The organism is Amycolatopsis sp. NPDC054798 (genome assembly GCF_053611505.1).
The window spans coordinates 1-22,699 of record NZ_JBSHAM010000057.1; the positions used below are offsets into that span (position 1 = coordinate 1).

22 protein-coding genes are annotated in these 22,699 nt (G+C 70.4%); 15 read left to right on the plus strand and 7 right to left on the minus strand.

From position 1 onward, the window contains the following. Positions 1 to 126: 126 nt before the first annotated feature. Both ACWGIC_RS29635 and ACWGIC_RS29640 read right to left on the minus strand, forming a co-directional pair. Complete coding sequence (locus ACWGIC_RS29635; protein ID WP_067579378.1) at positions 127 to 519, minus strand: DUF6221 family protein; 393 nt, start codon at positions 517 to 519, stop codon at positions 127 to 129. A gap of 191 nt (positions 520 to 710) precedes the next feature. Continuing rightward, complete coding sequence (locus ACWGIC_RS29640; protein ID WP_452079208.1) at positions 711 to 1,733, minus strand: DNA polymerase domain-containing protein; 1,023 nt, start codon at positions 1,731 to 1,733, stop codon at positions 711 to 713. A 37-nt stretch (positions 1,734 to 1,770) separates the two neighbouring features. Here ACWGIC_RS29640 and ACWGIC_RS29645 point away from each other — a divergent pair, with 37 nt between their 5' ends. The 9 genes from ACWGIC_RS29645 to ACWGIC_RS29685 all read left to right on the plus strand — a co-directional run bounded on the left by ACWGIC_RS29645 (position 1,771) and on the right by ACWGIC_RS29685 (position 10,078). Beyond that, the gene (locus ACWGIC_RS29645; protein ID WP_452079209.1) at positions 1,771 to 2,445 is read left to right on the plus strand and encodes a TVP38/TMEM64 family protein; all 675 of its coding nucleotides are present in this window, start codon (positions 1,771 to 1,773) and stop codon (positions 2,443 to 2,445) included. Positions 2,446 to 2,610: 165 nt separating this feature from the next. Beyond that, the gene (locus ACWGIC_RS29650) at positions 2,611 to 4,200 is read left to right on the plus strand and encodes a serine/threonine-protein kinase (protein ID WP_452079255.1); all 1,590 of its coding nucleotides are present in this window, start codon (positions 2,611 to 2,613) and stop codon (positions 4,198 to 4,200) included. A gap of 941 nt (positions 4,201 to 5,141) precedes the next feature. Continuing rightward, a complete protein-coding gene (locus ACWGIC_RS29655; RefSeq protein WP_116206679.1) occupies positions 5,142 to 5,447 on the plus strand; it encodes a hypothetical protein in 306 nt (101 codons plus the stop codon). A 19-nt stretch (positions 5,448 to 5,466) separates the two neighbouring features. Then, the gene (gene msrB / locus ACWGIC_RS29660) at positions 5,467 to 5,895 is read left to right on the plus strand and encodes a peptide-methionine (R)-S-oxide reductase MsrB (protein WP_452079210.1); all 429 of its coding nucleotides are present in this window, start codon (positions 5,467 to 5,469) and stop codon (positions 5,893 to 5,895) included. A gap of 112 nt (positions 5,896 to 6,007) precedes the next feature. Next, positions 6,008 to 6,934: a TIGR04222 domain-containing membrane protein gene (locus ACWGIC_RS29665; protein ID WP_452079211.1), complete on the plus strand. Its 927-nt coding sequence runs from the start codon at positions 6,008 to 6,010 to the stop codon at positions 6,932 to 6,934. A gap of 99 nt (positions 6,935 to 7,033) precedes the next feature. Then, entirely contained in the window at positions 7,034 to 7,984 is a 951-nt protein-coding gene (locus tag ACWGIC_RS29670; protein WP_452079212.1) for a TIGR04222 domain-containing membrane protein, read from the plus strand. Between the two features lie 86 nt (positions 7,985 to 8,070). Next, the gene (locus ACWGIC_RS29675; RefSeq protein ID WP_452079213.1) at positions 8,071 to 8,874 is read left to right on the plus strand and encodes a DUF692 domain-containing protein; all 804 of its coding nucleotides are present in this window, start codon (positions 8,071 to 8,073) and stop codon (positions 8,872 to 8,874) included. Further along, entirely contained in the window at positions 8,871 to 9,197 is a 327-nt protein-coding gene (locus ACWGIC_RS29680; RefSeq protein WP_452079214.1) for a hypothetical protein, read from the plus strand. Before ACWGIC_RS29675 ends, ACWGIC_RS29680 begins: the two co-directional genes overlap by 4 nt. Positions 9,198 to 9,298: 101 nt before the next feature. Next, positions 9,299 to 10,078, plus strand: a complete 780-nt coding sequence (locus tag ACWGIC_RS29685) for a TIGR04222 domain-containing membrane protein (protein WP_452079215.1) — start codon at positions 9,299 to 9,301, stop codon at positions 10,076 to 10,078. Between the two features lie 415 nt (positions 10,079 to 10,493). Here ACWGIC_RS29685 and ACWGIC_RS29690 read toward each other — a convergent pair whose 3' ends face one another. The 4 genes from ACWGIC_RS29690 to hemE are packed head-to-tail and all read right to left on the minus strand — an operon-like array spanning position 10,494 to position 15,095. Further along, the gene (locus tag ACWGIC_RS29690) at positions 10,494 to 11,861 is read right to left on the minus strand and encodes a CoA transferase (protein WP_452079216.1); all 1,368 of its coding nucleotides are present in this window, start codon (positions 11,859 to 11,861) and stop codon (positions 10,494 to 10,496) included. A 6-nt stretch (positions 11,862 to 11,867) separates the two neighbouring features. After that, positions 11,868 to 12,560 (minus strand): hydrogen peroxide-dependent heme synthase, encoded by a 693-nt coding sequence (gene hemQ, locus ACWGIC_RS29695; RefSeq protein ID WP_452079217.1) that lies wholly within the window; start codon positions 12,558 to 12,560, stop codon positions 11,868 to 11,870. Between the two features lie 46 nt (positions 12,561 to 12,606). Beyond that, positions 12,607 to 14,016 (minus strand): protoporphyrinogen oxidase, encoded by a 1,410-nt coding sequence (gene hemG / locus ACWGIC_RS29700; RefSeq protein WP_452079218.1) that lies wholly within the window; start codon positions 14,014 to 14,016, stop codon positions 12,607 to 12,609. Beyond that, on the minus strand, positions 14,013 to 15,095 hold the full coding sequence (hemE, locus tag ACWGIC_RS29705) for a uroporphyrinogen decarboxylase (RefSeq protein WP_452079219.1): 1,083 nt from the start codon (positions 15,093 to 15,095) through the stop codon (positions 14,013 to 14,015). Before hemE ends, hemG begins: the two co-directional genes overlap by 4 nt. 466 nt (positions 15,096 to 15,561) lie before the next feature. Here hemE and ACWGIC_RS29710 point away from each other — a divergent pair, with 466 nt between their 5' ends. From ACWGIC_RS29710 to ACWGIC_RS29720, 3 genes are all read left to right on the plus strand, one after another. Next, positions 15,562 to 16,125: a DUF3000 domain-containing protein gene (locus ACWGIC_RS29710; protein WP_452079220.1), complete on the plus strand. Its 564-nt coding sequence runs from the start codon at positions 15,562 to 15,564 to the stop codon at positions 16,123 to 16,125. A gap of 672 nt (positions 16,126 to 16,797) precedes the next feature. Beyond that, complete coding sequence (locus ACWGIC_RS29715) at positions 16,798 to 17,514, plus strand: response regulator transcription factor (RefSeq protein ID WP_033291604.1); 717 nt, start codon at positions 16,798 to 16,800, stop codon at positions 17,512 to 17,514. Positions 17,515 to 17,585: 71 nt separating this feature from the next. Further along, on the plus strand, positions 17,586 to 18,848 hold the full coding sequence (locus ACWGIC_RS29720) for a ribonuclease D (protein WP_452079221.1): 1,263 nt from the start codon (positions 17,586 to 17,588) through the stop codon (positions 18,846 to 18,848). Between the two features lie 70 nt (positions 18,849 to 18,918). Here the strand turns inward: ACWGIC_RS29720 and ACWGIC_RS29725 are convergent, their stop codons facing one another. After that, positions 18,919 to 19,683, minus strand: a complete 765-nt coding sequence (locus tag ACWGIC_RS29725; protein WP_452079222.1) for an IclR family transcriptional regulator — start codon at positions 19,681 to 19,683, stop codon at positions 18,919 to 18,921. Positions 19,684 to 19,734: 51 nt separating this feature from the next. Here ACWGIC_RS29725 and ACWGIC_RS29730 point away from each other — a divergent pair, with 51 nt between their 5' ends. The 3 genes from ACWGIC_RS29730 to ACWGIC_RS29740 are packed head-to-tail and all read left to right on the plus strand — an operon-like array spanning position 19,735 to position 22,635. After that, complete coding sequence (locus ACWGIC_RS29730; protein ID WP_452079223.1) at positions 19,735 to 20,517, plus strand: SDR family NAD(P)-dependent oxidoreductase; 783 nt, start codon at positions 19,735 to 19,737, stop codon at positions 20,515 to 20,517. A gap of 37 nt (positions 20,518 to 20,554) precedes the next feature. After that, entirely contained in the window at positions 20,555 to 21,667 is a 1,113-nt protein-coding gene (locus ACWGIC_RS29735) for an NAD/NADP octopine/nopaline dehydrogenase family protein (RefSeq protein ID WP_452079224.1), read from the plus strand. Beyond that, positions 21,664 to 22,635 (plus strand): 3-hydroxyacyl-CoA dehydrogenase NAD-binding domain-containing protein, encoded by a 972-nt coding sequence (locus ACWGIC_RS29740; RefSeq protein WP_452079225.1) that lies wholly within the window; start codon positions 21,664 to 21,666, stop codon positions 22,633 to 22,635. The genes ACWGIC_RS29735 and ACWGIC_RS29740 overlap by 4 nt, the downstream gene beginning before the upstream one ends. Positions 22,636 to 22,699 lie beyond the last annotated feature (64 nt).

Consider the following 22,699-nt stretch of genomic DNA (forward strand, 5'->3'; position numbering starts at 1 on the left):
TGTCAAGGCATCTTTCCCGCCTTGACAAGCACCCTCCTCCCGTCATCACAATCGGCTTCGGGGTGCCCCCACGAGAGCCCGGCGCAATGTCGCCGCCAGGCGACGAGCCGCCCCCTCACAACCCCCTCAAGGCCTCCACCGCTCGCTGTAATCCGGATGATCCGCGTAAGGCAACGCCAGCAACCGCAACGTCAAACACCAATTCGACCCAGCCTCATCCGCAGGCACATGGCACGTCTCGCACCAATACTCGCTCCCGTACAACGGAAACCCCGGCACCTTCTCCGACACCGTCGTCCGATGCGCAAGCATGATCCGCCGGGTCGCCTCGATCTCGTTGATCATCTGGTTGACCACGTCGAGCTCGAGATCGCCGAGCGAACGGACCCGCTCCTCCAGCCCGACCTTGGCCTCGCCGCGGCTGAGCGGTTCTCCGGCCTTGCCCTTCTGCACCGCCTGCATGATCAGCGCCTGCCGCTGTCCGACGCGCGCGGCGAGGAACGCGATCAGGTCGTCCACGACGTCTCCCTCCTCCGGTCCCGGCTCCCCTCCGGCCCGGCAATAGTCGCACCTCGACCCCGTCGCGTTACCGCCTAGCGGCACACCTCATGGTAATCGGCCTCGGAAAACTCACTGCGACCTGCGGAAACATTCGTAAAATTCCCCGCGATGTTGATCACCGAGAGTGATCACACCTGGCGATCGGACGATCACGCCTGGTCCGATCGGGCCTTGCTCGGCTGCACCCGCTTCGGTTCGCCAGGCATTTTCGGGTAGTCCGGCGGGTACGGCAGTTCCGCACCGCCGAGGTCGCGGTCGTCGCGCTCGTACCACTCCAGCAGCGTCTCCAGGCCGAACGTCTTTTCGTCCATCGGCGCGTGCAGGTCGCCGTGCTCGGCGAGGAAGCCGGGGACAGTCAGCACGTCGAAGTCGTCCGGGTCGACGTCCGCGAGCAAATCCCAGGTCAGCGGCGTCGACACGGTCGCGCGCGGGGTGCCGCGCACCGACCACGACGACGCGACCGTCCGGTCCCGCGCCGCCTGGTTGTAGTCGAGGAAGACGCGGCCGCCGCGTTCCTCCTTCCACCAGGAGACCGTGGCCTTGTCCGGGATCCGCCGTTCGACCTCGCGGCCGAGCGCGATCACCGCGTGCCGCACCGCGATGAAGTCCCATTCCGGGCGGATCCGCACGAGGACGTGCACGCCGCGGCCGCCGGAGGTCTTCGGGTAGCCGGTGAGCCCGGCGTCAGCGAGCACCTCGCGGACCACGCCGGCGACCTCGACCGCGTCGGCGAATCCGGCGCGTTCCGGCGGGTCGACGTCGATCCGCAGTTCGTCCGGGTGGTCCACGTCGGAACGGCGCACCGGCCACGGGTGGAAGTCGAAGGTGCCGAGGTTGGCCGCCCAGGCGAACACCGCGGGTTCGGTCGGGCAGACCTCGTCGGCGGTGCGGCCGGACGGGAACGTGATCCGCGCGGTTTCGACCCAGTCCGGCGCGCCCTTGGGCACGCGCTTGGCGTAGAACCACTCCCCGGCGACGCCGTCGACGTAACGCTTCAGCGTGGTCGGCCGCTCGCCGATCGCCCGCAGGAGCGGGGCGGCCACGGCGAGGTAGTACTCGACTACTTGCCGCTTCGTGATGCCGCGCTCGGGGAAATAGACCTTGTCCGGGCTCGTCACCCGGACAGTGCGCTCCCCCACCTGGTACTCGACCGGATCGCCGTTTTTGGCCATGCGGCCACCGTAGCCGCGAGTGCCGTACCGTGGCGGGGTGTCCGGGAGAACCAAGCTGATCGTCGCTTTGGCCGTGCTGGCTCTTCTCGGGGCCGCCGCGCTGTGGCTGCCGATCCCGGGACCGGCGCAGCTGCGCACCTGGGCCGCGGCGACCGGATCGATGACTCCGCTGGTACTCCTGGTGGCCTACTCGTTGCTCACCGTCGCGCCGATTCCGCGCACGGTGTTCAATCTGGCCGCCGGGTTGCTCGTCGGCAGCGTCGCGGGGGTGTTCATCGCCTTGACGGCCACCACGATCGCCGCCGGGCTGGCGTACGGGCTGGCGCGGCTGCTCGGCCGGGACCTGATCCTGCGGCACCTGCACCGCGCGCCGGTGCGGGCCGTCAACGACCGGCTCGCCGACGGCGGAGTGCTCGCCATCACGTCGCTGCGGCTGATCCCGGTCGTCCCGTTTTCGGTGATGAACTACCTGTGCGGCGTTTCGTCCGTGAAACTCGTTCCGTACCTTGCCGGAACGGCGCTCGGGAGCATCCCCGGAACCATCGCGGTGGTAGTTTTCGCGGACGCGCTGACCGGCGACACGCCGCCCGCTTTGCTGGCTTGCTACGCGGTCTTCGCGGCGCTCGGGGCGGCAGGATTGGTGCGAGTGCTGAGGAAGCGCGTCCCCGCCGCCGAACCGGAGGCTCCTGTGCCGTCGGCACCGGCTGGCTGACGGCGGGCAGGTACTTCCGACCGCTACACTCGTTCGGGTGCGCGAGGGGCATCCGTGCTGCGCACGACCACGATCACGGGACTTTCGTCAGGAGCGGGCGTCATCGACACCGGGCAGCTGATCGCGGGGCATTACCGCCTCGTCGAGCACATTGGTAGCGGTGCCATGGGCGTGGTGTGGCGTGCCGTGGACGTGCGCCTGGAGCGGTCCGTGGCGATCAAGCAGATCCTGCCGCAGCCGGGCGTCTCCGAGGCCGAACGCGACAACATGCGCCAGCGCGCCATGCGCGAGGCGAAGAACGCCGCCCGCTTCCAGCACCCCAACGCGATCGTCGTGTTCGACGTCGCCGAGCACGGCGGCGACCCGTGCCTGGTGATGGAGTACCTCAACGGCCCGAGCCTGTCCGCGGTGCTGGCCGAACAGGGCACGCTGCCGGTCGGCCAGGTCGCGCGGATCGGCGAGCAGGTCGCCGCGGCGCTCGTGGCCGCGCACCGCGCCGGGATCGTGCACCGGGACGTCAAGCCCGGCAACATCCTCATCGACGAAACCGGCACCGCGAAGATCACCGACTTCGGCATCTCGCGCGCGGCCGGCGACATGACGCTCACCCAGACCGGCCTCATCGGCGGCACCCCGGCCTACCTCGCACCCGAACTGGCCCGCGGCGCCGACCCGGTCCCCAGCTCGGACGTCTTCGCCCTCGGCGCGACGCTGTACCAGGCGATCGAGGGACAGACGCCGTACGGCAACACCACCAACCAGCTCGCGCTGCTGTACGCGGCGGCGAACGGGCAGGTCAACCCGCCGACGCAGGCCGGTCCGGCCACCGCGTTGCTGATGAGTCTGCTGCGCAGCGAGGCTTCCGAGCGGCCGAGCATGGCCGAGGCACGGGAGCGGCTGGCTCAGCTGGCGACCGGGGAACCCGCTGCGCCGCAGCAGTTGCTGTCGGGCAATCGCGGTCCGGGGAGCAACGGGTCTCGCCCGCCGTGGGCGCGCGCAGGTGCTCCGGCGGCGGCTGCCGCGGCTGCACCGAAGGCTCCGTCGAACCCGCCGCGGACGCCTACTGCGGCGTTCATGCCGATGGGGGCGCCTTCGCGTCCTGCTCCTCCGCCGAACACTCCGCCGCGTCCGCAGCCTGCGGTGCGGCCGACGCCTACTGCTGCTGCGCCGAACTACTCCGGCTCCGGGACCGGAGAGCGGGTTTCGCCCGCGGCGGCGCGGAAGAAGAAGATGGCGTTCCTCGCTGGCGGGGCCGTGGCGGTTGTCGCGGTGGCGTTGGTGGTGTTCCTGGTGTTGAGCAGCAGCCGGGACAAGGGCGGAGCTACGAATGCGCAGCCGCCTGCCCAGCCGTCCAACAGCGTGTCCCAATCAGCGTCCCCGCCAAGCAGCTCGCAAAACGCGGTTCCAGGGCTAGGCCAGACCAAGACCGACGGCAAGATCGAGTTCACCCCAGCCGGTCTGCAGGTGGTCAATTTCTACAGCTTCCCCCAGGGTGCGGCTGCGTCATGGGGCATGCTCACCCCGGCCGCGCAAAGCACTTACGGCAGCCAGTCTGACTTTAATCAGTACTGGTCCCAGTTCACGTCTGTCAGCGCCAAGAACGCGCGAGGTGCGTACAACGCGGACGGCTCCGTCACGATCACGGCTACGGTCGTGTTCCCGGATCACACTGAGGTGCGGACTTTTCGTGTCATCAGCTCGTCAGGCCAGTTGCTGATCGATTCAGCGACCAAGAGCGACCAGAACTCCCAGTAATCGTCGCGAAGCGGACTGCCGACCAGACGACCGTCCGGTCGGCAGTCCGTTCCCAACAAGATCATCGACGGAAAGCGTTTGGTTCGCAGTGTGCACCCGGCACCCCGCGATTCAGGGACAAGTCCCCCCGACGTGCAACATCACCAACCAGCGTGCACAGCTCTGCGCCTCAGATCCACGAGCAGAATAACTTCCCTCGCGATCGAACTCGGCCACTCTGCTCCTGGCGCGCCGCTGCGCAGTGAAGCTGCCGGGCGGCCAGGGTCATGAAAACTACAACGTCGACCCGCCGTAAGCGCCGGTGAGATATGAACGAAGAAAATGCACTAGACGCACTAGCCCCAGCGCTCACCCATTAACACAGGTGCCGATACCAGAAATCAACACGTGCCTATGAAATCGGATCGTATCCACACGCTCGCCCTCCCGCCCCATAGATCACCCTGATCCCAGAGGTACCCGTCGGGAGCCCGAATCGCCTGCTCGAAATTGAACCCTTGTCCCCGATTCACTGTTCCAAGCCATTGGAAGTTCACACCAGGACCACTCCGATAGTTAACATTATCGGCGATTACACAAGTGTAACTTGCCACGCGATCCGGTGCCGCATTAGCCGTTTGAACCCCTAGAAAACCGACAAAAGCAGCCGAAGTCACTACAGCTGCAATCATTCTTTGTGAAAATAAATTCATGCCACCCCTAAGTTACAACATCTTGAATCCAAGAAAATGTTACCGCCAGAAACTCTCCAAGACCAAGAAGGCATTCGAAGACCACCCGATTGCCGCATACGTGCGTTTCGTTGGTCGCGTCAAGTCAACCTGACAGGCCCGTCGCACGTTGCTCCTCAACAGCGACCCCCCTCTCGCAAGCGGTACTCCCGCCCAGTGACACTCGCCGCAGAGGTGGGTCCCCCGGGGCGAATAGCCTACCGTTGAGGCATGGCCGAGAACGGAGCTCTGCCGCCGGGCTGGAATCCTCGGTTCCACGAGGATCTGGTCGGGCTGGATCCGTACGACCCGGAGGCCCGTGCGTTCGCCGCCCATCTCGACCGGATGGAGCGCACCGGGCCGACCTTCACCGTCGAGGCGTGCCTGGACCAGGTCGCCGACTTCGCCGATTCCAGCACCCGCACCGGCGGGCTCCGCTACTGGGTGTCCGCGCTGGTCGTGGTGTTGATCGTGCTCGGGCTGCTGGTCACCGCCTGGGACATCGCGCTGCACACGGTCGCTTTTTTGTCCAGGTAGCCTGGGAAGGGTGAAAGGTATGAAACCCGTCGTCGGCACCACTCCCCGCGTGGTGAAGTCCGACCAGGAATGGCGGGAGCAACTGTCTTCCGAGGAGTACGCGGTGCTCCGGCAGGCGGGCACCGAGCGGCCGTTCACCGGCGAGTACACCGACACCAAGACCACCGGTGTGTACGAATGCCGGGCCTGCGGCGCGGAGCTGTTCCGCAGCGACACGAAGTTCGAAAGCCACTGCGGCTGGCCGTCGTTCTACGACCCGGCGGACTCCGACGCGGTGCTGCTGCGCGAGGACCGCACCATGGGCATGCGGCGCATCGAGGTGCTGTGCGCCTCGTGCCACAGCCACCTCGGGCACGTGTTCGAGGGCGAGGGCTACGCGACCCCCACGGACCAGCGGTACTGCATCAACTCGATTTCCCTGAAGCTCGTCGAGGAACCCCGCGACTGACGCCCGGGTCCCTCGAAACCGCCCTTCCCGCCCTGGGGAGGGCGGTTTTTTCATCCGGCGGCAACCCCGGCCGAGCAGGTAGCGTGGAGTCTTCATCCGGAGGGGGACCGTGATGGAGTGGACGATCGAACGCGCGCTGCCGGCCGCGCTGATCCTGGTGCTGGCGCTGGTCTGCTGGTGGCTCGGGCGGCGGACAGCCGTCCGGTTGCACCGTGGCAGGCATCCCGAAACCCGGCTGACGTCCGCGGCGCAGGTCGCGTTGCTGACGAACGGCCCGATCCGCGTCGCCGAAACGACAGTCGCCTCGATGCTGGAGCGGGAGCAGCTGCGGGCGGACTCCGTGGGCCGGCTGTACCGCACGCCGACCGAACCGTCCGACGAGCTGGGCCGGGAAGCCGCCGAGCTGGCCGGTACCGGGATCGGCATCGCGACGGTGCTGCGCGGTCTCGTCTGGGGCGACACCGTCCGCGAGATGGTCGACGACCTGACCAAGCGCGGCCTGCTCGTCGACAGCCAGGCGCTGCGGCGGGCGTGGAAGTGGACCGCGATCGGAGAAGCGGTGCTGGTGGCGGCTGGAGTAGCGGCGTTCGTCGGCGGGCTCAACGGTTTTGTGCTGATTTCGCTCCTGCTGCCGGGGTGGTTCGTGTTCAGCGCGCTGTCCCGTAACCGGGCCGCCCGGCGGATCCGGCCGACTGACGCCGGACGTGCGGCGGCCGAAGCCGCGTGGCCGGACCAGAGCCTGATCAGCGGCATGGCGGGCAGTGTCGCGGTAGGCGGGCTTTCGAATCATCCGGATCGAGAGCTGCGGGTCGCGCTGCTCCGCGGGCTCCCGGCGACCCGGCAGGCGCGGGCCGCGATCGCGGGCACCGGCGTCGCGGGCGGGTTCGCCGGAGCGGCGGGTTACTGGGGCTCCGGGGCGGGCTGCGGGTCTGGCTGCGGCGGCGGAGCGGGCTGCGGATCCGGCTGCGGCGGGTCGGGATGCGGCTCCGGATGCGGCAGCGGGTGCGGAGGCGGCGGCTGTGGCGGCGGGAACAGCTGAGCCGGGAACGAATCGGACATCCGCTGCGTCAGTTGTGCCGTCAACCTCCGGCGACCGGGCCGGTTAAGGTTCCGGCAACGCGGAAAAGAGGGGGAAACCGTGGGCGAACCGTGGGGCATTTCCGGCCCGCAATTCCTGCTGGTCTACGGGCTGGCGCTGGCCCTCGTGCTGCTGGTGCAGCTGAGCTGGCCGTCGATCGCGCGGTCCCGGCGGCGGGACGCGCCGGTCACCGTCGAGCCGTCGCTGCGGCCGGACGTCTACCAGCTCGCCTACCTCGCCGGAGGCCGGGATCGCGCGGTCGACACCGCGATCGCGACGCTGCTGGAGCAGGAACTGCTGCGGGTGAGCAGCAAGGGCAAGCTGAGCGCGATCGGCAAGCGACCGTCTCGCAAGAGGCTCGAACGCGCTGTGCACGACGCCGCACAGGGCGGCACGGCGACCGTGGCCAAGGTACGCGTGTCGCCCATGGTCCAGCCGGAAGTGGCCAAGATCCGCGAGGACCTCGAACGGCGCGGCCTGATCACCGTCGACGAAACTCTGGACAACTTCCGCACCGGCATCGTGACCGCGTACGCGGCGCTGCTGCTGATCGGCATCGTCCGCGCGGTCAACGGAGCGCAACTGGACCGGCCGATCGGCGGGCTGGTCGCGCTGCTCGTCCTGACCGGGATCCTGACCTTGATCGCGTTCGCGTCCCGGAAGCGCCCGAAGACGTCCCGGACGTCCGACGCGGGCCACGCGGTCGTCGCGCGGGCCCGTGAAGAAGCGAAAGCTGCACAGGAACGTCCTGAGGAGTTCGCCGGCACGAGCCGGAACGGCAACGGAGCGTTGTACGTCGGGGCCGCGGCGGTGGTCGCGCTCGGCGGGATCGCGTTGTACCCGGACGACGAGATGAGCGCGGCCCTGCTCAGCGGCGGAGGCAGTACCTGGGCCGGGGGCGGCGGTTCGAGCGGCGGATCGTCGTGCAGCAGCGGTGGTTCCTCGTGCAGCAGCGGGTCTTCGTGCGGCGGGGGCAGCAGTTGCGGCGGCGGGGGCGGCTGCGGCGGATAGCCGGTCGGGTTCGCGCAGCATCCGGACTGTGCGACAAGCTTGGTGCGGAAGAACGTCGTCCGGCGGCGGATACGGAGGTGAGTTCGGTGGCTGACCGGCTGGGAATCGGCATCGGCTGGCGACCCGAACTGGACCTGTCGATCGCTCGGCTGCCGGGCGTCGACTGGGTCGAGGTGGTCGCGGAGAATCTGCACGCCCCGCACCTGCCGGAAAGCCTGCTGGCGCTGAAGGACCGCGGGATGCCGGTGCTGCCGCACGCGGTGTCGCTGTCGCTGGGCGGGGCCGAACCGCTGGACACCGCGCGAGTGGAGCATCTGGCCGAACTGGCGAGGGTCCTCGACGCGCCGCTGGCCAGCGACCACGTGTGCTTCGTCCGCGCGGGCGGGCTCGACTCCGGGCACCTGATGCCGCTGCCGCGCACGCGCGAGGCGCTGGACGTGCTGGTGGTCAACGTCCGGCTCGCTCAGTCCATTGTGGACGTACCGCTCGCGCTGGAGAACATCGCCGCGCTGCTGGAGTGGCCGGAAAGCGAGCTGACCGAGGAACAGTTCCTCACCGAGCTGACCGAACGGACCGGCTGCCTGCTGATCGTCGACGTCGCGAATCTGTACGCGAACGCGCGCAACGTCGGCACCGATCCGGTGGCGTTCCTGGACGGGATTCCGTGGGAACGCCTGGCGTACGTGCACATGGCGGGCGGCGTGGAACGCGATGGGGTTTATCACGACACACACGCGCATCCGGTGCTGCCCGAGGTGCTCGATCTGCTGGCAGAACTGCGCCGGCGCACGGATCCGCCAGGCGTCCTCCTGGAGCGCGACGACGACTACCCCACCGATTCCGAACTCGCGGCCGAGCTGGTCGCATTGCGGACCGCGGTGACGCTGTGAGCCGCGAAGAGCTGGCTGCTCGGCAGGCTGCGCTGCTGGACAGCTTGCTGACCGGTGCCGAGGCTCCGTCCGGCTTCGACGCCTCTCGGTTGCGCATCGAGGCTGACGTGCTGCTCGCCAAGCGGCGCCGGCTGGTCGCGTACCTGCGGCCGGACCTTCCCGAGACGCTGGGCTCGCGGTACCGCCCGCTGTTCGACACCTACGCTGCCGAACGTCCTAAGACGACTTCGATTCGGGCGCGGGAGTATGCCGACGCGTTCGCGGAGTGGCTCGTCGCCCGCGGTGACCTGCCCAAACCCCGGCGCAGGTGGTTCCGGCGCTGAGCCTGTTCCGGTTTTGTCGGTGGTGCTGGCTACGCTGACGACATGTCTGGTTACGGCGGTGTTATCCGATCTCTGCCGGGCCGGGAGGGAGGAAACCTGTCGTGAGCGGATTCTGGGCTGCATTGAGCCCGATCTTTCTCGTCTACGTGGCCACGGCCGCGGGCGTGGTGAGCATTTTGGCCACTGGCAAGGACAAGCTGGCCAAGCAGGCGTCCGCGCCGGAGTCGGCCGCTGTGCCGCGCGATGTCTACGACGTCGCGTACTTGGCGGGCGGACGGCCTCGGGCGGTCGAGACCGCGATCGCGGCGTTGCTCGCGCGCGGTCAGTTGCAAGTCGGGCAACGGGGCGAGGTCGTCTCGACCGGTCCGCCGCCCGCGTCGCCGCCGATTGAGCAAGCGGTGCATCAGGCGGCCGGTCGCGGTCTGCTCGCGTCTTGGGTCGCGCGTTCGCCGGTGCTCAAGCCCGCGCTGCGGACACTCGAAACTGATCTGGTTCAGCGGCAGCTGGTCAGCCGGCGCAGGCCGTTGACGGGCCTCGGATACACGTTGGTCGCGGTGGGTGTGGTCGTGCTGGCGCTTGGGGTGGCTCGGCTGGTGTATGACGTCGGCCGGTCTCACCTGAACGTCATGGTGCTGCTTGTCTTCGTCGAGATCGGGCTGACGCTCTGGCTCTGCCTCGTCGGGAGCCAGCGGATCACCAAGAAGTTCGGCGAACGGAAGGTCGATTCGCTGCCGCCGACGACTGCGGGGACGACAGTGCTCGCGCAGGCCGGACAGCAGGCCGCCGGGGATCGTGGCGTGGGACCGGCCGAACTCGTCTCGCTGGGCGGGTTGGCGGCTTATCCGGACAAGCGGATCACGGGAGGGCTTATGCCGATCTAGCCGCTGCGTCGCGAGTGGCGCTTACGAGGCTGAGTGGGGTTCACGCGACCGGCGCGGCACTGCGGCATCCGTGGGGCCGGCGGAGCTTCCGGGCCCGGCACGGGCGCGGGTGAACTGGCTGTGCTCACAGGCTCGGTGGCACACGCGAAACCGACGCGGGACTTGCGGGGCTGGCGGTGCCCACGAGACCGGCTCAGGACAGCGACCTCCGCGCGACCGATGCAGGACTCGCGAGGCGGGCGGTGCCGACGAGGTCCGGACGGGGCCGTGGCATCCGCGCGGCTCGGCGCGGCACCCGCAGGACTGGCCACGCTCACGACCGGCACGGCACCTGCAGGACTAGCCACACTCGCAAAACCCGCAGCACTGCAGCACTCACACGACCCCGGCAAGGTGCCCGCGGGACTGGCGGCGCTTACGAGACTGGCTGGGGCACGACCGGCGACCACACCGCGGTGTCCGAGCCGGGCTGGTGCGACGGGTGGTCCCAGTGCGGCGGCGCGCCCGGCAGTTCTCCGGCCATCCGCACGCGGGTCATCCGGCCGAAGTCGCTGTCGACCGTCTCCGTCACGTCCGTGTAGTCCACTTCGGACGGTTCGGGATCCTTGCGGCCCAAGGAATCCAGCCACCGTCCGGTGCCGGCGAGGGAAAGCCGCGCGTGCCAGGTGCCGCCGTCGGTGACGGTGCGGCGGATCGCCGTCATGATCGCGGCGGCGGTCAGCCAGCCGGTGGCGTGGTCCAGCGCTTGCGCGGGCAGCGGAGCCGGAGCGTCGGTGGCGTACTCCTCGGCGATGCCGGACGACATCTGCACGAGGCTGTCGAAGCCGCGGCGGCGGGCCCACGGGCCGGTCCAGCCGTACGCCGACACGTCGGCCACCACGAGGCCCGGCCGCAGCTCGGCGAGCTGTTCCGGGCCGAAGCCGATCCGGGCGAGCGCGCCGGGGCGGAACGACTGGACCAGGACGTCCGCGCGGGCGATGAGCTTCTTCAGCTTCGCGCGGCCGCCTTCGGTGTCGAGCGCGACGAAGGCGGAGCGTTTGCCTTGGCCGGTATCCATGGTCAGCACCGGAATCCGGGGCAGGTGCGCGGCGCCGACGTGTAGCACGTTCGCGCCGTGCGCGGCCAGTACGCGGCCCGCGACGGGTCCGGCGAGCACGTGCGTCAGTTCCAGCACGCGGACGCCGCCCATCGGACGGTCCGAGTCGAACAGGGTGCGCTTCGGCGCGTCCCCGATCCGGTTCAGCTCCACGAGCGGCAGTTCCGCGACGGCCTGGCCTTGCGGATGCGCCAGCCAGTCCTCGCGCGAGCGCATCAACGCCGCCGCGCCGCCCGCGGTCACCACAGCGGATTCGACCTCTGCCACGGATTTCCCGGCCACGGTCTTGGTCACCGCTTCGCGGGTCGCCGGGACGCCGAGCGCCCAGCAGACCGCCGCCTCGTGCCGCGGGGTGTTGCAGTGCAGCTTGATCCAGCCGTCGGCGGCGCGGTAGTCGCCCGCGATGGGGCCCCAGGGGCTCGGCCCGGGCTCGCCGTCGATGCGCAGCAGGTGCTCGCTGCGGAACGCGGCAGCAGCGTGCCGGGTGTCGACCGACACCGTTCCGGGATCGATGCCGCGCAGCCGCAGCAGTTCGCCGGCCGACAGCGTGGCCGCGGCGATGCTGGCGGTCGCCATGGCGGGGACCCGGAAGTGCCCGGGCAGCACGGATTCGTCGCCGGTCAAGGACACGGCGGGCAACGGTTCCCCGGCGAGCGACTGCCAGGCCCCGGCGAGTACGTCCTGCACCGGCGGTTACGGCAGAGCCGCGACGAGTTCGGCGGGCGGCACCTTCGTGCCGGTGTAGAACGGGATCTCGACGCGCACGTGGCGACGGGCCTCGGTGTTGCGCAGGTGGCGCATCAGGTCGACGATCCGGTGCAGTTCGTCGGCCTCGAAGGCGAGGATCCACTCGTAGTCGCCAAGCGCGAACGACGCGACGGTGTTGGCGCGCACGTCCGGGTAGTCCCGCGCTTCCTTGCCGTGGTCGGCCAGCATCTTGCGGCGTTCCTCGTCGGGCAGCAGGTACCAGTCGTAGGACCGGACGAACGGGTACACGCAGACGTACTTGCGTGCCTCCTCGCCGGCCAGGAACGCGGGCACATGGCTCTTGTTGAACTCGGCGGGCCGGTGCAGCGCGGTCTGGCTCCAGACCGGCGTGGACGCGCGGCCGAGCGGCGTGCTCCGGAACCCGGTGTAGGCGGCCTGGACCTGTTCGATCTCCTCGGCGTGCCACCAGATCATGTAGTCCGCGTCGGCGCGGAGGCCAGACACGTCGTACACGCCCCGAACGACGACGCCCTTGGCTTCGAGCCCGTCGAGGTACTCGGCCGTCTCTCGGCCCGCGGCACCGCGGTCCTCCCCCAACTTCCCCGGTTCGATCCGGAAGACCGACCACATCGTGTAGCGGATCGTGTCGTTGAGTTCGTTGTAATTCAGCCGCGCCATGACTCCATCCTGGCACTCCTCGCGCGGCGATCGCCACGGGGCTCCGTCACACGAAGAGCTGCTCCGCGATCCGGCGAGCCGCGGCGTCTGCCGTGGCCACGCAGGCGGGCAGGCCGACTCCGTGCAGCGTGGCGCCCGCCACGGCCAAGCGCGGGACGTCCGCCACGGCCGTCTCGATCCGCGCCACCCGCTCCAGGTGCCCGGGGCCGTATTGCGGGAGGCCGCCGCCCCAGCGCGTCACCAGGGTGTCGATCGGCGTCGCGGTGACGCCGGCGAGCCGGGCCAGATCCGTGCGGACCGCGGCGACCAGCGAATCGTCGTCGCCGTTCAACGCGCCGGGCTCGCCGAACCGGCCGACCGAACCGCGCACGAGCACCGGTCCGGCCTCGCCCAGGTGCGCCCATTTGTTTGACGAAAACGTGAACGCCTTGGACGCGTACGGCACGCCTTCCTCGTCCTGCTCCCCCGCGCCGATGAGGATTCCGGACGCGTCGGGCAGCTCCGTGCCCGGCGGGAACGCGAAGGCGACCACCGCCATCGACGCCAGTTCGACCTCGCCGAACGCGGTCGACGCCACCGGGGCCACGCCGTCGAGCAGTTTCCGCGCCGCCGGGGCGGGCACCGCGAGCAGCACTGCATCCGCGTCTACTGGACTGTCGGCAGGCGCGTGCGATGGCGCGGCCGCACCGAATTCGAGACGCCAGCCGGACGGCGTCCGCGTCAGCGCGCGGACCGTCGACGAAGTGCGCAGCTCAGCACCGGACAGCTCCAGCAAGCGGTCGAGCAATCCCCGCAAGCCGCCGATGAGACTGCCGAAAACCGGTGCGGTGCCCGGCGTTTTCGGCAGAAGCGAGGAGGCGGCCTCGGTGAGCGAAGCCGCTCCGCCCTCGATCGCGTTGGCCAAGCCGGGCATCGTCGCGCGGAGGCCCAGACCGTCGGCACCGCCCGCGTACACGCCGCCCAGCAGCGGGTCGACCAGGCGGTCCACCAGCTCGTCCCCGAACCGCGTGCGCAGCAGCGGGCCGAGCGGCACGTCGCCGGAGCCCAGCTCGACCGGGCCGAGCGAAGTTTCTTTCTCGACCGCGCGCCGTCCGTCCTCGGACAGCACGCCCGCGACCGAGTCCGCCGACGCCGGCACTCCCATCACGGTGCCGGGCGGCAAGCTCTGCACCGAACCGCCAGCATGGATTTTCGCGCGCGCCTTCGTCGGATGCACCAGGCGATCGGCGAGGCCGACCTCCTCGACCAGCGAGACCAGCTCGGGCCGCCGAGCTAGGAACGCTTCGGCTCCGACGTCGTAGCTGACTCCGCCGACCTCTGCCGTGCGCAGCTTCCCGCCGATCGCCGCCGTGCTCTCGAAAACGGTGATCGTCACCCGGTCGCCGAGCAGCCGGCGCAGCCGGTACGCCGCGGCCAGCCCGGAGATCCCGCCGCCGACGACCGCGACGTGTTTCACAGCGAGTGCACCAGGTCGACGACGCGCTTGAGCACCTCCGGGTCCACGCCCGGCAGCACGCCGTGGCCGAGGTTGAACACGTGCCCGCGGGCGGCGCGGCCCTCCTCGACGATCCGGCGCACCTCGGCCTCCAGGACCGGCCACGACGCGTACAGCAGCGCCGGGTCGAGGTTGCCCTGCACCGACACCTTGCCGCCGAGCCGGCGGACCGCGACGTCGAGCGGAATCCGCCAATCGACGCCGACCACGTCCGCGCCCGCCTCGCGCATCGCGCCGAGCAGCTCGCCGGTCCCGACGCCGAAGTGGATCCGCGGCACGCCGTACTCCCCGGCCGCGGCCAGCACGCGAGCCGAATGCGGCAGCACGAACTCGCGGTAGTCGCGCTCGGACAGCGCTCCGGCCCACGAGTCGAACAGCTGCACCGCGTCGACGCCCGCGTCGAGCTGGGCGCGCAGGAACGTGGCAGCGATGTCGGCGAGGCGCGCGGCGAGGTCGTGCCAGACCTCGGGCTGCGAGTGCATCAGGGCTTTGGTGTGCTCGTGGTTGCGGCTCGGGCCGCCCTCGATCAGGTAGCTGGCCAGCGTGAACGGCGCGCCCGCGAACCCGATCAGCGGCGTTTCGCCGAGCCGCTCCACCAGCAGCCGGACCCCCTCGGCGACCTTCCCGACCTGTTCCGGTTCGAGCTTCGGCAGCGCGCGCACCGCGTCCGCGTCGCGCACCGGCGAGGCGACGACCGGGCCGGTGCCGGGGACGATGTCGATGTCGACGCCGGCCGCCTTGAGCGGGACGACGATGTCGCTGAACAGGATCGCCGCGTCGACGCCGTGCCTGCGGACCGGCTGCAGCGTGATCTCGGCGAGCATCTCCGGGTCGAAGCACGCGTCGAGCATCGGCACGCCCTCGCGCAGCGCGCGGTACTCCGGCAGCGAACGGCCGGCCTGGCGCATGAACCACACCGGGACGTGCGCGGGCCGCTCCCCGCGCGCGGCGGCGAGGAAAGCCGAGCCGGGCAGGGCGCGACGGGGCGAGACGGACGGGGCGCCGACGGGCGCGGACGAAACCTGAGGCACGAACCCCATGGTCCCACGCGGGTCCGACAGTCTCGGGCCGCCCCGTGCCCAACTGGCCCGGCACCGCCTTTCGCGGCGGTTGCGCTTGCGGCGGGGTCCCGCCCCATCGAGCCTGGTCCCTGCGGCCGCGGTGGCATTCCGCACCCGACGCGCCTGGCCTCGCAGCCGCAGCGGCATCCCGCGCCCATCGAACCCAGTCTCCCGCAGTCGCGGCGGCATTCCGCTCCGAATTCGGGATCTCGCGCTCAGTTCTACTGTCGGTTTCGCTGCGCACGACGCCCTCAGCCGCGCGAGATGCACCCAGCACCTGATCCGGCGCGGCCCCGAGGACATCGCCAGCCCGGCATCACGGCCCGCCAAGACCGGCACGGAACCCCCGCACCCGAGGGCGGCCGGAGCGTTCCCCGGGTCGCGGCTGGGTCTCGCTCGGCGCGCCTGCGTCCGCAACGGGGCGTCGCCGCCCTACAGTCGGTGCGTGACCGCGATGACGCCAGTGCCCGATCTTTTCCGCGAAGCCGTCGCGGCGCTGCAAGCCGTCCGGCCGCGCCCGGAGATCCGCCTGGAGACGATGCGCGCGCCGCAGCGGCTCGCGCCGTGGTCCTACGCGTTGAGCTGCGAGGTCTCCGGACCCGCCGACGTGCTGGCGTCCGGCAGGCTGGTGCTGCTGCACGACCCGGACGGCCAGGAGGGCTGGGACGGCGTGCTGCGGCTGGTCATGTACGTGCGCGCCGAACTCGACCGCGAACTGGCCACGGACCCGTTCCTGCCCGCGGTCGGCTGGTCCTGGCTGACCGACGCGCTGGAAGCCTCCGGGGCGTCGTGGAAGGCGCTCGGCGGCACGGTCACCGAAACGTCCTCGGCCCGGTTCGGCGACATCTCCGGCCCGGCCCGCACCGACGACCTCGAACTGCGGGCGTCCTGGACCCCGACCGACGCCGCGCTCGGCCCGCACGGGCTCGCGTTCTGCCAGGTGATGGCGAGCGTCGTGGGGCTGCCGCCGGTCGGCGTCACGCTGTTCGAGCAGCGGCAGAGCTCCTGATTTCCTAAGTTCACCCGGTCGGGCAGCGCCTTGGCGGCGTTTGCACGCGCACGAACGCGCCTTCGCGGGCGGCTTCGCGCCCCCGGACCGCTCCGCGGCGATCTTCGGCGGGGCTTCCGCACGACTCCGGCCGACCATCCATTGTGGACCGCAGAGGGCACTGCTCCGGATGCCGCACGTTCGTGGCCGGGCGTGATCACAGCCAGTGAACCCCCGGTCACCAGCCTCGACGCGGTTCCGGAGCCCAATTCAACGCCTCCGCCGCCGCATCGACGGACAGGCGGAGTGCGCGGCGAAACGTGAAAGAAAATGATCTTGCCCCGGCGGGGGCGCATTTCCGGCTCCGGACCGCCGGGGCGGCGGCCCCGCTCCGGCAGCACCCGCAGGTGCACGGGTCATCTGCACGCCCGTTTCAATGCCGGTAACTCAGGTGCATCGCGGCCCGGTCGCCAGTCGTTAACAAGACTCCGAGCGTTAGTCCGATCGTGTTACAACGACCTCGCTGAGTGACGAACTGTTTCGGATAGATACCCATTCGATCCCCCCGCAACGGCGTCGGGGCGGCTACAGTGCCTGGGACGACACCACTTTCGGTCTAAAGCTGGCGCGGCTGAACGGCCGAAGGTCCCGGTGCCGGTCGGGGGGCACGACCGACTCCAGGGAGGTAGTGACGTGGCTACCGTCGGCTTATCTCAGGCCGTCCGATCCACGCCAGCCGGTGCTTTGCCGGCGAGCATGGTTCCGCACCCGCGGGAAGAGCTTTTTTCCGTGTTGGTGGTCGATGACCACCCGCTGTTGAGGGAGGCAATCGCAGCACGACTCGCACAGATGGGTGCGGGCACCGTCCACGAAGCCGCCACGGTGGCCGAGGCGAGGGCGCGAGCACAGGCCACCGGCCCGTGCGACCTGGCGATCCTCGATCTCGGACTGCCGGACGGCAGCGGCATCGAACTGGTTACGGAACTCCGTAGCCACGGCTGGCCGCGCGTGGTGGTCCTGGCATCCTCCGACGACCCGTACGCGGTGCGCTCCGCGTTCCAGGCCGGAGCTCAGGCGTACCTGCTGAAGTCAGCGTCGCCGGTGGTGGTCACCGACGGCGTGCGCCGGGTTCTCGAAGGCGGCGTCTACGCCGACCCGAGCGTGGCCCCGGTCCTGGCGACCGGCACGCGAGTGGCGGGCACCGACAACACCCCGCGCGAGCTGTCGGCTCGCGAGGTGGAGGTGCTCCAGCTCGTCGCGGACGGGCAGTCGAACAAGGAGATCGGGGAGGAGCTTTCCCTCTCCGCGCTCACCGTCAAGTCCCACCTGTCCCGCATCGGGCGCAAGCTCGGCACGGGCGACCGGGCGCAGATGGTCGCGCTGGCGATGCGAGCCGGCGTGATCCGCTGACGACGACGAACCACGTCCCTGCGGGGCGGGCGGACCAGGCGCGGTCCACCCGTCCCGTAGGGTCGTCGGACATGGGAACTGCACAGGCGGACGGAGCCCGGACCGGAGACGAGACCACCGAGAACTCCGGAACGCCGGTGCTGCTCCGCGAACCCGCCGAAGGCACCCCGCCGGTGGTGGCCGATCCGACCGCGCTCGCGCAGGCGTGCGCGCGGCTCGCCGCGGGCACGGGCGCTGTCGCCGTCGACACCGAACGGGCGTCGGGCTACCGGTACTGGCCCAAGGCCTATCTCGTCCAGCTGCGCCGCGAAGGTTCCGGCACGGTGCTGATCGATCCGATCGCGCTCGCCGACGACCTCGCCCCGCTGCGGGACGTCCTCAACGACACCGAGTGGGTGCTGCACGCCGCTTCCCAGGATCTGCCGTGCCTGGCGGAACTGGACCTGCGCCCGCGGTCGCTGTTCGACACCGAACTGGCCGGACGGCTGGCCGGGTACGAACGCGTCGCGCTGGGCACGCTCGTGGAGCTGCTGCTCGGGTACACGCTCGAAAAGGGGCACAGCGCCGCGGACTGGTCGAAGCGGCCGCTGCCGGTCGACTGGCTCAACTACGCCGCTCTCGACGTCGAGCTGCTCAACGAACTGCGCGCGAAGCTCGAAGCCGAGCTGGCGGCGCAGGGCAAGCTGGAGTGGGCGCAGCAGGAGTTCGAGGCTGTTCGCACCGCTCCCCCGCCCGCGCCGCGCGCGGAGCCGTGGCGCCGGACGTCCGGCGTGCACAAGATCCGCAGCCCGCGCGGCCTCGCCGCGGTGCGGGAGATGTGGCAGGCACGCGACGAACTGGCCCGCAAGCGCGACCGCGCGCCGAGCCGCATCCTGCCCGACAGCGCGATCGTCAACGCGGTGACCTCGGACCCGAAGACGGTCGAGGAGCTGCAGGCGCTGCCGGTGTTCAGCGGACGGGTGCAGCGCAAGTACACGGCGAGCTGGCTGCGGCATCTGCAGGCGGCGAAAGCGCTGCCCGCGAGCGAACTGCCGAGCCCGAGCCAGCCCTCCGACGGTCCGCCTCCGGTGAACCGGTGGGCCGACAAGGACCCCGACGCCGCCGCCCGGCTCGCCGCCGCGCGGGCCGCACTGGCCACGATCGCGGAGGACCGCAAGCTGCCGGTCGAGAACCTTCTGCTGCCGGACCTGGTCCGGCGCACCTGCTGGCGGCCGCCGGCCGACCTCTCGGAGGATTCGGTCGCGGAGACGCTGCGGGCAGGCGGAGCGCGGCCGTGGCAGGTGGAGCTGACCGCGGCGGCGCTGAGCAAGGCGTTGCACAGCACGGCTTCCTGACGCGCCGCCGGGTGGTTCAGACCTCTAGTTGAGGTTTAGACCTTCGCACGCGCGTCCTGAGGTTCGCACCTCAGGAGCGGCGACGCGTCGGCCGGCGATACCCGAGCGACCGCGCCACGCCGGTCGCCGTCGTGACCACCGCGGGCACCAGATGCGCCACCGACGTGGTTTCCCGGCGGCCCACGACCGCGACGGCGGCGGTGACCCGGGCGGAAGCGTCCCGGATCGGGGCGGCGACCGCGACCGCGTCGTCGGCGAGCTGGCGGTCGGCGACGCAGTAGCCGGTGCGGGCGATGTCGGCGAGCTCGGCGCGCAGGGTGCCCGGATCGGTCGTGGTGTGCTGGGTTTCCGCCGCGATCGGGCTGGTCAGCGCGGATTCGCGGGTCTCGGCGGCGGCGTGCGCGAGCAGCACCCGGCCGGTGGCGGTGGTGGTCGCGGGCAGGCGGCTGCCGGTCGTGGTCAGGATGCCGACCGAGCGGTGCCCGGCCAGCCGGGCCAGGAACACGACATCGGTTCCGTCCAGTACGGCCAGGTGCACGTTTTCGCCGGTCGCGTCGAACAAATCGCCCAGGTACGGCAGGGCGATCTCGCGCATCGACGCCCGGGCCAGCGACAGCGAGCCCAGCTCCCACAGTTTCAGGCCGAGGTGGTAGCCGCCGTCCTCGTCGCGGGTCAGCGCTCCCCATTCGGCCAGCTCGCCGACCAGCCGGTGCGCCGTGCTCAACGGCAGGCCCGCGGCTTGGGCGATCTCGGTCAGGGAAAGCACCGGTGTCTGAGCGCTGAAGCAGTCCAGCACCGACAGCAGCCGCGCCGCCGCGGTGGGTCTGGCTTCCATGTGGCGGAAGTCTGATTGAGGCCGGGCCGCGACGCAAGCGACACTGCGGGCGTGGGTCGGCCAAGCGAGAAACACAGCGAGTCGGTTTTGATCACGGGGGCGGGATCGGGTCTCGGGCTGGGAGCGGGACTGACGCTCGCGGCGCGCGGGCACCGGGTGTTCGCCACTGTCGAACGGGACGACCAGGTGGAGCCGACGCGGGCGGCGTTCGCCGAGCGCGGGCTCGCCGCGGAAGTCTCCCGGCTTGACCTGCTCGACCCGGCTGATCGCGAAGCGGCCGCAGCGATCGACGCGTCGGTTTTGCTCAACAACGCCGGATTCGGCGCGGAAGGTCCGCTGCTGCGCACGGATTCCGCAGTGGTCCGGAAAACGTTCGAGGTCAACGTCTTCGGCACGCTCGAGCTGACCCGGCTGGTCGCCGACCGGCTCGTCGCGGCCGGGCGCGGCGGGCGGATCGTGTTCGTGACGTCGGTGGCCGGGCTGTTCGTCGCGCCCGGCGCGGGTGCGTACGGGGCCAGCAAGTTCGCCCTCGAAGCCATGGCACAGGCGGTCCGCCAGGAACTGCGGCCGCACGGAATCGAAGTCCGGGTTGTCGAACCCGGACCGTTTTCCACTGGGTTCAACGAAAAACTCGTGGAGAACGCGCCCGCGTCCGACCACGACTTTTCGGATTTCCTCGCCATGCAGCGCGATCCGGCTTCGGCGATCGAGACGATCGCGAGGGTGGCGGTCGAATCCGGGCCGTACCGGACGATCGTGCCGGCGGAGTTCGGGGCGATCGTGCGCGAGCAGCAAGATCGGCTTTGGGAGCAGACCGACCTGGTCGGCCCGTGAGAAGGTGCGACAGCACACCAGCACGAGACAGGAGCACATGAAAGTGAAGATCGCGGTTCTCGGGGGCGGACACGGTTCCTGGGCCACGGTGGCGGAACTCGCCGAGCACGGCCACGAAGTGCGCTGGTGGCGGCGGAACGCCGAGGCGCTGGAAGCGGTTCGCACGGCCGGGGCGGTGGACGTCCGGGACTACCGAGGTTCCCGATCGGTGCCGGTGGGCGACGGCGCCGGGGAGATCAACCCGGTGGCCGACCTCGCCGAAGCGGTGCGCGACACGGCGCTGATCGTGATCCCGCTGCCCTCGACCACGCACGACGACCTGGCTCCCCAGCTCGCTCCGCTGCTGAGCGAAGGCCAGGTGGTGTTCCTGCCGCCGGGCACGTTCGGTTCGATGGTGTTCGCCAAGGCCGTCGCCGCGGCGGGCGGGAGCCCGGAGATCGCGTTCGCCGAAGCCGGGACGCTGCCGTACCTCGCGCGTCGGCACGGCGACGCCGAAGTGGTGATCAGCGGGTACGCGACCCGTCTGCCGACCGGGGTTTTCCCGCTGCGGCTGACCGAAAGCGCGTTCAAGACGCTGCGCGAGGCCTACCCGAGCGTCGAGGACGCGGGCGACGGGCTCAGCGGAGCGCTGATGAACGCGGGCCCGATCATCCACCCGCCGTTGATCACGATGAACGCCGGTCCGCTGGAGCATTTCGCCGCCTGGGACATCCACAACGAGGGCACCCAGCCGTCGATCCGCCGGGTCACCGACGCGCTCGACGCCGAACGGGTCGCCCTGCGCGAAGCGTTCGGCTACGGCGCACCGCATTTCCCGCTGGCCGACCACTACGCCACCGACGGCGAGGAGTGGATGTACGGCCGCGCGGCGCACGAGAGGCTGACCGACAGCGGCGACTGGCGCGAGAAGATCGACCTCCACGCGCACCGGTACATGGTGGAAGACACCCGGCTCGGGCTGTCGCTCCTGGTGTCCGCGGGCCGCTGGGCCGGGGTGCCGACGCCGGTCGCGGAAGGCCTGCTGGCTCTGGGTTCCGCGATCACCGGCCGCGACTTCTACGCCGAGGGCCGGACGTTCGAGAACCTCGGCCTTGCCGGTCTCGACCGCGCCGGTCTGACCAAGCTGCTCCAGAACGGAGTCCAGTCGTGATCGCCATCGTCGGCGCCGGGCGGATGGGCGAGGGCATCGCGCTGGCCTTCCTCGCGGCGGGACATCCGGTGCTGCTCGCGGACGTCAAAGACCGCACGGAGGAAGAACGTCAGCTCCGGCGCGACGAGGTCCGCAAGCGCCTCGCCGACCGGCTGCGCGCGATGTTCGGCCACGCGGACGCGCTGGAAAGCCTGACGCTGGGCGACCGTTCGGCGAAGGAACTCGCCGACGCGACCGTGGTGTTCGAGGCCGTGCCGGAGGTCATGGACGTCAAGCGCGAGGTGTTCGGCTGGCTCGGCTCGCAGGTGCCCGAGTCGGCGGTGCTGGCTTCGACGACGTCGACCTTCCTGGTCACGCAGATCGCGGAACTCGCCGACCGGCCGGAGCGGGTCGTCAACGCGCACTGGCTCAACCCGGCCGAACTGATGCCGCTGGTCGAGGTCAGCCGGAGCGACGACACCGATCCGGCGGCGGTCGACCGGCTCGTGGAGCTGCTGCGCGAAATCGGCAAGGTGCCGGTGGTGTGCGGGCCCGCCGCCGGGTACATCGTGCCGAGGCTGCAGGCGCTGCTGATGAACGAGGCGGCGCGGATGGTCGAGGAAGGCGTGGCCGGCGCCGCCGAGATCGACCTCGCGGTCCGCGCCGGGCTCGGGCCGCGGTTTTCCGTGCTGGGACCGCTGGAATTCATCGACTGGGGCGGCGGCGACATCCTGTACTACGCCTCGCGCTACCTGACCGGAGAACTCGGCGAACGGTTCCAGGCGCCCGCGATCGTCGAGGAGAACATGACCGGCCAGCGGCGAGGTCTCCAGGACGGGGCCGGGTTCTACCGCTTCGACCCGGCCGGGGTGCCGGAGTACCGGGCGGCGCGGATGCGGGAGTTCGAGGAGATTTTCCGGCTGCGCGAACCGCATTTGCGGGACGGGACGCCGGTTCCGGTGCGTCCGGAAGACGATTCGGCGGAGTGAGCTTCGACGGCCGCGGGTTCAGGCCCGCGGCCGTCGGCACTCTGCCAGCCATCCGGTCGCCTCG

Excerpts from the sequence above, each read along its gene's own strand:
- ACWGIC_RS29640 (WP_452079208.1), bottom strand. The coding sequence starts at position 1,733 with ATGGCCAAAAACGGCGATCCGGTCGAGTACCAGGTGGGGGAGCGCACT.
- ACWGIC_RS29650 (WP_452079255.1), top strand. The coding sequence starts at position 2,611 with ATGGGCGTGGTGTGGCGTGCCGTGGACGTGCGCCTGGAGCGGTCCGTG.
- ACWGIC_RS29655 (WP_116206679.1), top strand. The coding sequence starts at position 5,142 with ATGGCCGAGAACGGAGCTCTGCCGCCGGGCTGGAATCCTCGGTTCCAC.
- msrB (WP_452079210.1), top strand. The coding sequence starts at position 5,467 with ATGAAACCCGTCGTCGGCACCACTCCCCGCGTGGTGAAGTCCGACCAG.
- ACWGIC_RS29665 (WP_452079211.1), top strand. The coding sequence starts at position 6,008 with ATGGAGTGGACGATCGAACGCGCGCTGCCGGCCGCGCTGATCCTGGTG.
- hemQ (WP_452079217.1), bottom strand. The coding sequence starts at position 12,560 with ATGGCGCGGCTGAATTACAACGAACTCAACGACACGATCCGCTACACG.
- hemE (WP_452079219.1), bottom strand. The coding sequence starts at position 15,095 with ATGGGGTTCGTGCCTCAGGTTTCGTCCGCGCCCGTCGGCGCCCCGTCC.
- ACWGIC_RS29720 (WP_452079221.1), top strand. The coding sequence starts at position 17,586 with ATGGGAACTGCACAGGCGGACGGAGCCCGGACCGGAGACGAGACCACC.
- ACWGIC_RS29725 (WP_452079222.1), bottom strand. The coding sequence starts at position 19,683 with ATGGAAGCCAGACCCACCGCGGCGGCGCGGCTGCTGTCGGTGCTGGAC.
- ACWGIC_RS29735 (WP_452079224.1), top strand. The coding sequence starts at position 20,555 with ATGAAAGTGAAGATCGCGGTTCTCGGGGGCGGACACGGTTCCTGGGCC.